The 8,815-nt window shown below is 70.0% G+C and carries 11 protein-coding genes; 8 read left to right on the forward strand and 3 right to left on the reverse strand.

The annotated features are described in order from the left end of the window. The first annotated feature begins 160 nt into the window (after positions 1–160). Entirely contained in the window at positions 161–325 is a 165-nt protein-coding gene (locus tag ACZ7OU_RS38130; protein WP_470258997.1) for a hypothetical protein, read from the forward strand. 40 nt (positions 326–365) lie between these two features. Here ACZ7OU_RS38130 and ACZ7OU_RS38135 read toward each other — a convergent pair whose 3' ends face one another. Together ACZ7OU_RS38135 and ACZ7OU_RS38140 are read right to left on the reverse strand one after the other, a co-directional pair. Continuing rightward, the gene (locus tag ACZ7OU_RS38135; protein WP_470242583.1) at positions 366–1,298 is read right to left on the reverse strand and encodes an NADP-dependent oxidoreductase; all 933 of its coding nucleotides are present in this window, start codon (positions 1,296–1,298) and stop codon (positions 366–368) included. Beyond that, positions 1,295–3,118 (reverse strand): flavin-containing monooxygenase, encoded by a 1,824-nt coding sequence (locus tag ACZ7OU_RS38140; RefSeq protein ID WP_470258998.1) that lies wholly within the window; start codon positions 3,116–3,118, stop codon positions 1,295–1,297. The genes ACZ7OU_RS38135 and ACZ7OU_RS38140 overlap by 4 nt, the downstream gene beginning before the upstream one ends. A 140-nt stretch (positions 3,119–3,258) precedes the next feature. Between ACZ7OU_RS38140 and ACZ7OU_RS38145 the strand changes: the two genes are divergently transcribed. The 5 genes from ACZ7OU_RS38145 to ACZ7OU_RS38165 all read left to right on the forward strand — a co-directional run bounded on the left by ACZ7OU_RS38145 (position 3,259) and on the right by ACZ7OU_RS38165 (position 6,363). Continuing rightward, entirely contained in the window at positions 3,259–4,149 is an 891-nt protein-coding gene (locus tag ACZ7OU_RS38145; protein WP_470258999.1) for an alpha/beta hydrolase, read from the forward strand. 51 nt (positions 4,150–4,200) lie between these two features. Continuing rightward, positions 4,201–4,806 carry a TetR family transcriptional regulator gene (locus ACZ7OU_RS38150; RefSeq protein WP_470259000.1) on the forward strand — a complete coding sequence of 202 codons (606 nt, stop codon included), beginning with the start codon at positions 4,201–4,203 and terminating at the stop codon, positions 4,804–4,806. Between the two features lie 83 nt (positions 4,807–4,889). Continuing rightward, positions 4,890–5,318 carry a DUF6640 family protein gene (locus ACZ7OU_RS38155; protein ID WP_470259001.1) on the forward strand — a complete coding sequence of 143 codons (429 nt, stop codon included), beginning with the start codon at positions 4,890–4,892 and terminating at the stop codon, positions 5,316–5,318. A 1-nt stretch (position 5,319) separates the two neighbouring features. Further along, on the forward strand, positions 5,320–5,607 hold the full coding sequence (locus ACZ7OU_RS38160; RefSeq protein ID WP_470259002.1) for an antibiotic biosynthesis monooxygenase family protein: 288 nt from the start codon (positions 5,320–5,322) through the stop codon (positions 5,605–5,607). A gap of 15 nt (positions 5,608–5,622) precedes the next feature. Beyond that, entirely contained in the window at positions 5,623–6,363 is a 741-nt protein-coding gene (locus ACZ7OU_RS38165) for an SDR family NAD(P)-dependent oxidoreductase (RefSeq protein ID WP_470259003.1), read from the forward strand. A gap of 10 nt (positions 6,364–6,373) precedes the next feature. On the opposite strand, the gene ACZ7OU_RS38170 is transcribed toward ACZ7OU_RS38165, so the two are convergent. Then, a complete protein-coding gene (locus tag ACZ7OU_RS38170; RefSeq protein WP_470259004.1) occupies positions 6,374–7,039 on the reverse strand; it encodes a TetR/AcrR family transcriptional regulator in 666 nt (221 codons plus the stop codon). A gap of 49 nt (positions 7,040–7,088) precedes the next feature. On the opposite strand from ACZ7OU_RS38170, the gene ACZ7OU_RS38175 reads away from it, so the two are divergent. Together ACZ7OU_RS38175 and ACZ7OU_RS38180 are read left to right on the forward strand one after the other, a co-directional pair. Next, positions 7,089–8,018: an NADP-dependent oxidoreductase gene (locus tag ACZ7OU_RS38175; protein WP_470259005.1), complete on the forward strand. Its 930-nt coding sequence runs from the start codon at positions 7,089–7,091 to the stop codon at positions 8,016–8,018. 242 nt (positions 8,019–8,260) lie between these two features. Continuing rightward, complete coding sequence (locus ACZ7OU_RS38180) at positions 8,261–8,662, forward strand: hypothetical protein (RefSeq protein ID WP_470259006.1); 402 nt, start codon at positions 8,261–8,263, stop codon at positions 8,660–8,662. Positions 8,663–8,815: the final 153 nt, after the last annotated feature.

The following is an 8,815-nucleotide window of genomic DNA, read 5'->3' on the forward strand; positions in this document are numbered from 1 at the left end:
TCCCCTTCGCCCTCGCCGACGCGCTGGCCTACAAGTTCGGCTACCGCGACCCGGACCCCGACACCGCCCGCGAACGCTACGCCGCGGAGGCGCACCGCTTCAGCCTCGTCTCCGCCGGCCTCGTCGGGTCCCCACCTGCCGGCTGCTGGCCATCAACGGCATGGAGGACTCCATCTTCCCGGTCGAGGACACCCTCCTCGTCGCCGCACCCGGCCGCGACAAGGACCTCGTCCTGCGCGCCAATCTCGGCCACATGGGCAACCCGGGCGCCGAACCGATCCTCCACGCCTGGATCGACGACCTCATCGCCGAGCACGCCGGCTGATCACCACGCCGGACGACGTGGTGGTCGCCGCCGTCGGGATTCAGCCCGTGGTGATGATCAGCTTGCCGCCCTTGGGGGTGCCGTGGCGTTCGAGCTCGGTGAGCGCCGGGATCGCGTCGGCGAGCGGCACGGTCCGGGCGACCGGGATCAGCAGCTGTCCCCGCGCGGCCATGCGGACCACCTCGTCGAGGTCCTCCGTGCTGGGCCGGCCCATCATCACCCGGTACGGTCCCGGTAGGACACTCCTGGCGAACTTCGCCGGCGTGGGGACGATGTCGATGATGCGGCCGCCGGGCCTCAGCAGCGTCCGCGCTGACGAGGCCGAGAGCGTGCCGGGCGTGTCGAGGACGAGGTCGAACCGTCCTCGCAGCCGCGCCGGGTCGAAGCCGGGCTCGACGATCGGGTCGATGCCGAGCTCGTGCGCTTCCGCCACGGCGGTGGCCCGGCAGCTCCCGCCCACCGAGGCGCCGGACAGCACCGCGATCTGGGCGGCGGCCCGGCCGACGCCGCCGAGGCAGCCGTTGACGAAGACGGCCTGCCCGGCTCGGAGGTTCCCCTTGCCGAGGATGGCCTGGAACGCGGTGATGCCGACGACCGGGATCGCCGCGGCCCGCTCGTAGGACAGCTCCGCGGGCTTGGGCACCACCGCCTTTTCCTCGGCGATGACCATCTCGCCGAACGCCCCCGCCCCCTTGAGGCTCGTCCCGCCGACGACCGCTTCGCCGACCCGTAACCTGGTGACGTCCGCACCGATCGCCTCCACCACGCCCGCGAAGTCGTTGCCGAACCCTCGTGGGAAGGCACGGCCGGTCATCAGGCGCAGCTCGCCGCTGCGCATCTTCCAGTCCATCGCGTTGGCGGCCGCGGCCTTCACCCGCACGAGCACCTCGCCCGGGCCCGGGCGGGCCGGCTCGAAATCCTCCAGCTTCAGGACGTCCGGGCCGCCGTACCGGTGATACTGGAGTCGCTTCACAGCGAGGCCTTGGTGATGGCGACGTCGCGGTCCACGCCGGTCGCGGCCCACTCCCGCACGACGGCGAGGTAGCCGAGGGGCCCGGGGCCGTACTGGCCGCCCATCACGGTCGGTTTCGGGTCGTCGAGCTTGCCCTCGTTGTTGTAGTAGCTCGGGGTGCATTCCGCGTCGTACCGGGTGCGGTCGACGTGCACCCGGGCCAGTTCGTCGGCCCAGCGCCGCTCGGCGTCGGCGGTCACCTCGGCGACGGTGACGCCGGCCCGCAGGAAACGCGCGGTCAGCGCCGCGACGTGCTCGGCCTGGCGGGAGGTGACGTGCGGGAAGTTGATCGAGATGGCGGCCTGCTCGATGCCGCCGAGGAGGAAGAAGTTCGGGAAGGAGCTGGTCATCATGCCGTGCAGGCTGCGCATCCCGTCCTGCCAGTGCTGGGCCAGGGTCACCCCGCCCCGCCCGATGAGCCGGTACCCGCCGGCTTCGTAGGTGTAGGCGCCGGAGTCGAACCCGGTGGAATAGATGATCAGATCGACCTCGTGCTCGCCCCCGTCGACCACGACCCCGCGTTCGGTGATGTGGTCCACCCCGCGGCCGTCGGTGTCGACCAGGGTGACGTTGTCGTGGTTGAACGCCGGGTAGTAGTCGTCGCTGAACAGCGGGCGCTTGCAGAAGTAGTCGTACCAGGGCTGCAGCGACTTCGCCGTGGCCGGATCACGGACGGTCTCGGTCACCCGCGCACGGATCTCCTCCATCTTGGCGAAGTCGACGGCCTGCATCGCGGCGAAGTCCGGCGCCGCGCCCGGTCCACTGTGGACCGCCGCCGCGACCCGCCGGGCCATCCGGGTGCCCTCGTCGTCGACAAGGTCCGGCACCGGCAGGCCCGCCATGAGCTCGACGAAGTTGTCCATGCGCTTGCGCTGCCAGCCGGGCTCCTGCGCGCGGTACCACTCCGGGTCGGTTGGCCGGTTGCCCCGGGCGTTGACGATCGCGGGAGTGCGCTGGAAGACGTACACCCGCTGTGCGCTCTCGGCGAGGTGCGGCAGGATCTGGATGGTGCTCGCGCCGGTGCCGATCACCGCGACCCGCTGGTCCGCGAGCTTGGCCAGCCGGCCGTCCCAGCCGCCACCGGTGACCCCGTAGTCCCACCGGCTGGAGTGGAACGCCTTTCCCCGGAAGTTCTCGATCCCCTTGATGCCCGGGAGCTTGGGCCGGCTCAGCGGGCCGGTGCCGACCATCACGAACCGCGCGCGCAGCACATCCCCCCGATCGGTGGAGACCACCCACCGGGACGACTGCTCGCTCCAGACGACCTGGGTGACCGTCGTGCCGAGCAGCGCCCGCGAGTAGAGGTCGTAGTGCCGTCCGATCGCCCGGGCGTGCTCGAGCATCTCCGGGCCACCGGCGTACTTCTCGCTCGGTACCGTCCCGATCTCTTCGAGCAACGGCATGTAGACATAGGACTCCATGTCGCAGCGCACGCCCGGATACCGGTTCCAGTACCAGACGCCGCCGAAGTCACCGGCCTGGTCCACGATCAGGAAATCGCGCACCCCGGCCTCGTCCAGTCGCGCCGCCATCGACAGCCCGGCCCAGCCTCCGCCGAGGACGAGGGCGTCCACCTCGACGGACCGGGCCTCGCGCGGCTGACCTCCGGGACTCGACTCCAGGTACGGGTCGGCCGCGAACTTCGCGTAGTCCCCGCTGACGTCCAGGTACTGCTCGTTGCCGTCGGGCCGCAGCCGTTTGTCCCGCTCCTGGCGGTACTTCTGCCGGAGCCGCGCGGGATCGAACTCGCCGGAAGCTCTCCGGTCACTGCTGTCGCTCATGGCGGTCCCTCTCCTCGCGTTGTCGCGCCGTGACATCACACTAGCACGCGATGTCGCGGCGCGACATCATGCTACGTTCGATGTCGCGGCGTGACATCCGACACCGCGATCCGGCCACCGTCGAGAAGGCAGGTCACCCCATGAGCAAGGCACAACGTGCGCAGGTCGACGCGATCCTGCGACAGCCGCGGCCCGCACCGCGGAACCTGGAAGAAATGCGCGCCGGCTACGCCGCGACGCAAGCCCGGATGGTGGTCCCGGACGGGATCCGCACCTCGGAGACGACGCTCGGCGACCGCCGCGCCCTCCTCATCGAGCCGACCGGAGGCACCCGCCCGGGAACGATCCTGTACTTCCACGGCGGCGCCTGGAGCCTCGGCTCGCCGGAGACAGCGCTTTCGCTGACCGGGGCCCTCGTCAGCCGCACGAGGGTGCGAGCGCTGTCCGTGGACTACCGCCTGGCTCCGGAGCACCCGTACCCGGCGGCGGTCGACGACGGCGCGAACGCCTACCGCGCCCTGCTGGAGAACGGCGAGGACCCCGCACGCGTCGCGCTGGCCGGAGACTCGGCCGGCGGCTCGCTGGCCGTCACGACCGCGCTGCGGGCCCGGGAATCCGGCCTGCCCGCGCCCGCGGCGGTCGTCGCCTTCTCCGGCGCCTTCGACGTGACCCTGAGCGGCGAGAGCATGGACACCAAGGCGGGCATCGACCCGATCTTCACGCGGGAGATGCTCGGACCGGTGGTCGGCCTGTACTGCGCCGGCCAGGACCTGCGGCATCCGCACCTGAGCCCCGCCCTGTCGGCGGACCTCACCGGATTCCCGGCGACGCTGCTGCAAGCGGGTACCCACGAGGTCCTGCTCGACGACTCGGCCCGCCTGGCGGCCCGCGCGATCGACGCCGGCGTCGACGTCGTCCTCGACGTCACCGCCGAGGTCCCCCACGTCTTCCAGAGCTTCGCCGGCGTCCTCGAGGAAGCCGGCCACGCCCTCGACCGCGCGGCGCTGTTCCTGTCCCAGCACCTGCACTGAGGCTCCGGCCGCGTTGTCACGACGAGTCATCACGGGAGGTACACTCCCGCCATGCCCCGATGGGAAGAAGGCAGCGAGACGCGGATGAAACAGGCCGCCATGGAGCTGTTCGAAGAGCAGGGTTTCGAGGCCACCAGCGCGGTCCAGATCGCCGAACGCGCCCGCGTCACCACCCGGACCTTCTTCCGGTACTTCCCGGACAAGGAAGAGATCATCTTCGCCGACGCGGACCTCCTCAAGGAGGTGCTCGTCGGGGAGCTCCTGCAGACCCCGGACCTCACGCAGCCGCTCCAGGCGGTGGTCCGGACCTTGACCAGGTACGACTGGGAATCCCTCGGATCGCGGGAAACCCTGTACCGGCGGAGCCGGATGATCACCGAGAACCCCCGGCTGCTGGAACGCGACCTGATCAAGCAGCACCAGATGGCCGAAGGGTTCCGCCAGGCCCTCTGCGAGCGTGGAATCGACCCCGACATCGCGGAGCTCGCCGCCAGCACGGGCAGCCAGATCTTCCGCACGGCCTACCGGAAGTGGCTGGAAGGTCAGGACGACACCGACCTGACGACCATCACCGAAACCGTGCTGTCCCTGCTCACCACCATCGTGCCCGCGACCCGGTCTCCGCGGCGCCGGACTCCGGCCACCCGGCACCCCTGACCACCTGCCCCAACGGGTTGACGTCGCGCCGAGACATCACTAGCATGATGTCACGGCGCGACATCACATTCAAAGGGGCCGAAATGTCAGATCGCAACCGCACGAAGTTCCCGTGGGGAAAGGTGCTCATCTCGATTTCCGCGGCGGGAACCGCGGTCGGCGTTTATGTGGCCGACTGGAACGAAACGCACATTCACAACCCGTCTTGGCCACCGCACGCGAAGTTCCACAACGCGCAGACCATGAGCATGGGCGTCGCGCTGGGGGCGGCGGTCCTCCACTACCTGTGGAAACCGAACCAGACGCGCGCGTCGCTGGACGCGGCCGCCGTCATCGCGAGCATGTACGGCCTCACCCAGCTGTCCGTCGCGTTCTACCCGGGCATCTCCAGCGTCGACCCGCCCGGTAAGAACACCTGGCCGCAGCTCATGACCACCCTGCCCAGCCTCGGCTTCGTCCTCGCCGGCTACCTGCTGGAACGCCGCCGCACCCACCACAATGGAGAGTACTGACATGATCATCGAAATCGCCCAGATCACCGTGAAGCCGGGCACCGAGAAAGAATTCACGGAAGCGCACATCGCCGCCAGCCAGGGGTTCGAGGCCACCGAGGGAGTGCTTTCGGTCCGCCTCACCCAGGGGGTCGAGACCCCGACGAACTTCGTGCTGCTCGTGGAATGGTCCGATCTCGCGGCCCACGAGCGCTACCGCGAAACCGAGCAGTACGCCCAATGGCGCAAGGCGATCAGCCCGTACCCCGCCGGGCCCGCCGCCGTCCAGCACACCCACGTCGTCGCCTGACGGTGAGAGATGACCATGACCGATAGATTCGCCAACCGCGTAGCCGTCGTCACGGGCGGCGCTTCGGGGATCGGCCTCGCCGTCGCGCGGCAGATCGCGGCCGAGGGAGGCCGGGTCGCCCTGTGGGATCTCGACGCCGGCAAGCTGAAGGACGCCCGGGACCACAGCGGCGCCGCCTACGTGCACGCGGTCGACGTGACCGATGCGTCCGGTGTCGGCGAAGCGCACGCGGCGACCGTCGAGGAACTGGGCCCGGTCGACGTCCTGGTCACTTCCGCGGGCATCATCGGGCCCATGCGGCCGGTCGGTGAGCTGTCCTATGAGGACTGGCGCCGCATCAACGCCGTGAACCTGGACGGGACGTTCCTGTGCTGCACGGCAGTCGTGCCGGCCATGCGTGAGCGCGGCTACGGGCGCATCGCGACGGTTTCGTCGATAGCCGGCAAGGAGGGAGTTCCCGGAGGCGCCGCTTACGGAGCTTCGAAAGCCGGTGTCATCAGTTTGACGAAGACACTCGGCAAGGAGCTCGCCCCGTTCGGCGTGACGGTCAACACCATCACGCCGGGTCCCACCGAGACGGCCATGGTGAACGACGTGCCGGCCGAGGCGATCGAGATGATGAAGCGCATGGTGCCGATGGGACGCATCGCGGCCGCGCGGGAGATCGCCGACGTCCTCTGTTTCATGGTGAGCGAGTCGTGCAGTTTCACGACCGGTGCGGTGTTCGACGCCTCCGGGGGCCGGGCCAACTATTGAACCGGCGGCCTCAGGGCGCTGGTCGGGTGCCGCTGCTCCGGGCCCGGCCGAGCTCGGCCCGGGACAGCGGCAACCGGACGGCGGGCGGCAACGGCGTCCGGACGGGGTCCGCCCGGAACGACTGGAGCATCAGGGCCGCGAACCGGCGGGAGGCCGCCACCCGCAGGTCGGGCGTCTCGGCGCGGATGCCTTCGTTCGCCATCAGCGCGAGGCTGATGTCCTCCAGCACGAAGTCGTCCCGCAGCTCGCCTGCTTCCTTCGCGAGCCGCACCAACCGGAGCAGCAGCCGCAGCGTCCGGTCACGGTCCGCGGCGAAGTGGGCGATGCCGGGCACCTGCGAGGTGAACGCGCGGGCGAAGCCGCGGTCGAGGGCGTGCACCTCCATGAGCCGCTCGATGACCAGGCAGAACCCGCGCCACGGATCGTCGGCCGCGAGGCCTTCCTCGACGATGGCCCGGCACGAGGCCAGCTGGTCGGCGAAGGCCTCGGCCAGCAGGGCTTCTTTGGTCCGGAAGTGCCGGTAGACGGTCGCGACACCGACTCCGGCGCGCCGGGCGATCTCGCGGATCGGCACGTCCAGGCCTTCGGCGGCGAAGGCCGCGCGGGCGACCACGAGGATGCGCCCGCGGTTGTCGCGGGCGTCGGAGCGCAGCGGTGCTCTCACTTCGGCCGTCACCGCTCTCACTTTAGCCAACCGGACGGGGTGTTCCGTTACGTTCGCCCGTATGAGAGCTGTCCAGTTTTCCTCCTACGGCCCGCCGAGCGTGGTGGAGGTCACCGAGGTGCCGGCGCCGCACGCCGGCCCGGGTGAAATCCGCGTCGCCGTAAGGACTTCCGCGATCTCGCCCGGCGAGATCCGGCTCCGGTCCGGGGAGCTGCGGGACGTCGTGCCGGTGAAGTTCCCGTTCCGCACCGGCTTCGACGCGGCGGGCGTGGTCGACGAGATCGGCTCCGGCGTCACGGATGTGCGGATCAGCGACCCGGTGTTCGGCATGGCTCCCGCGGCCACGCGTGGGGCGAACGCCGACTTCGCGGTGCTGGTGGCGTGGGCGCCGAAGCCGGCGGAGTGGAGCTGGGCGGAAGCGGCCGGCGCGGCGGGAGCGGCCGAGACGGCCACCCGGGTGCTCGACCGCCTCGCGGTCCGCGCCGGGCAGACGGTGCTGGTGCAGGGCGCGGCGGGCGGGACGGGCACGGTCGCGGTCCAGTTCGCCACCGCCCGCGGCGCGCGGGTGATCGGCACGGCGAGCCCGGGAAACCACGGCTTCCTGCGTTCGCTGGGCGCGGAAGCGACGACGTACGGCCCGGGGCTGGTCGAGCGGGTCCGCGCCTTGGCCCCGTCCGGAGTGGACGCGGTATTCGACTGCGCAGGCGGCGCGTTGCCGGACCTCATCGAGCTGACCGGCGACCCGGCGCACGTGGTGACGATCGCCGACTTCGCGGCGGCAGAGCACGGCGTACACATGTCGCACGGTTCCCCGGCCGGCTCCGGCGCGGATCCCTTGGCGTTGCACGCGCTTTCGGCCGCGGTCGCGCTGGCCGCCGAAGGACGGTTGCGGATTCCGGTCGCCGCGACGTTCCCGCTCGCCGAGGTCGCCGCGGCGCACGAACTCAGCGAAAGCCGCCACGCACGCGGAAAAATCGTGCTGCAGCACTAGTATTGCAACGACACTCGGCATGCGTGTGTTAGGTCATCTGGTAGTGGACGACGAGGTGATGGATCAGCTGGATCGGGCGCATGAGCGGGAGTCTTGCGTCGCAACATGGACGGCAGCACCTTTGCCACGACGTCCGCTGTCGTTCGACGAGCAGGACACCACCACCCTCAATCACGTCCGATGATCGGCGGCGCCGCCATCGTCGCCCATCGTGGCCGAGTGAGTTGGATACGACAACTGAGGTGAAGGTTGGGCAGCCAAGTCCGTCTGATCAACGGCCACGTCACGACTCGTCTCAGCTCAAGGCGCTGCTCACGGCGGCGCAAGAGTCGGTCAACCTGTTCGACTTCGCACTGGTGGCGATGCTCGGTCTACTCGGCCTCCGGGTGTTCGAGGCCTGCGGTGCGAACATCAACGACGTCGGCGAGGAACATGGACACCGGGTGCTGCGGGTGGTCGGCAAGGGCAGCAAGGTCGTGCTGGTGCCCTTGCCGCCGGCGGTCGGACGGGCGATCGACCGAGCTGTTGGCGACCGCAATCACGGCCCAGTCCGGCTCAATGCTGCGACCGCGCCCGCAAGAACCTCGACCGACACCCCGACTACATCCTGGCGGCATACATGGCGTCGGCAACCTGACACATAACGCACTGTCGTGTCGACGAGCGTGCGTTTAGCTCTGCGAACCGGTGTCGCGCCGCCCAGTGATCCACCGGACCAAGGTTTCGACGTAGCCGGGTACCAAAGCGGTCCCACCGTGCACTTGAACGCGGTGGTCAGCATGGGGAAACAGCTCGAC

It is taken from the genome of Amycolatopsis sp. NPDC114505, assembly GCF_055633615.1.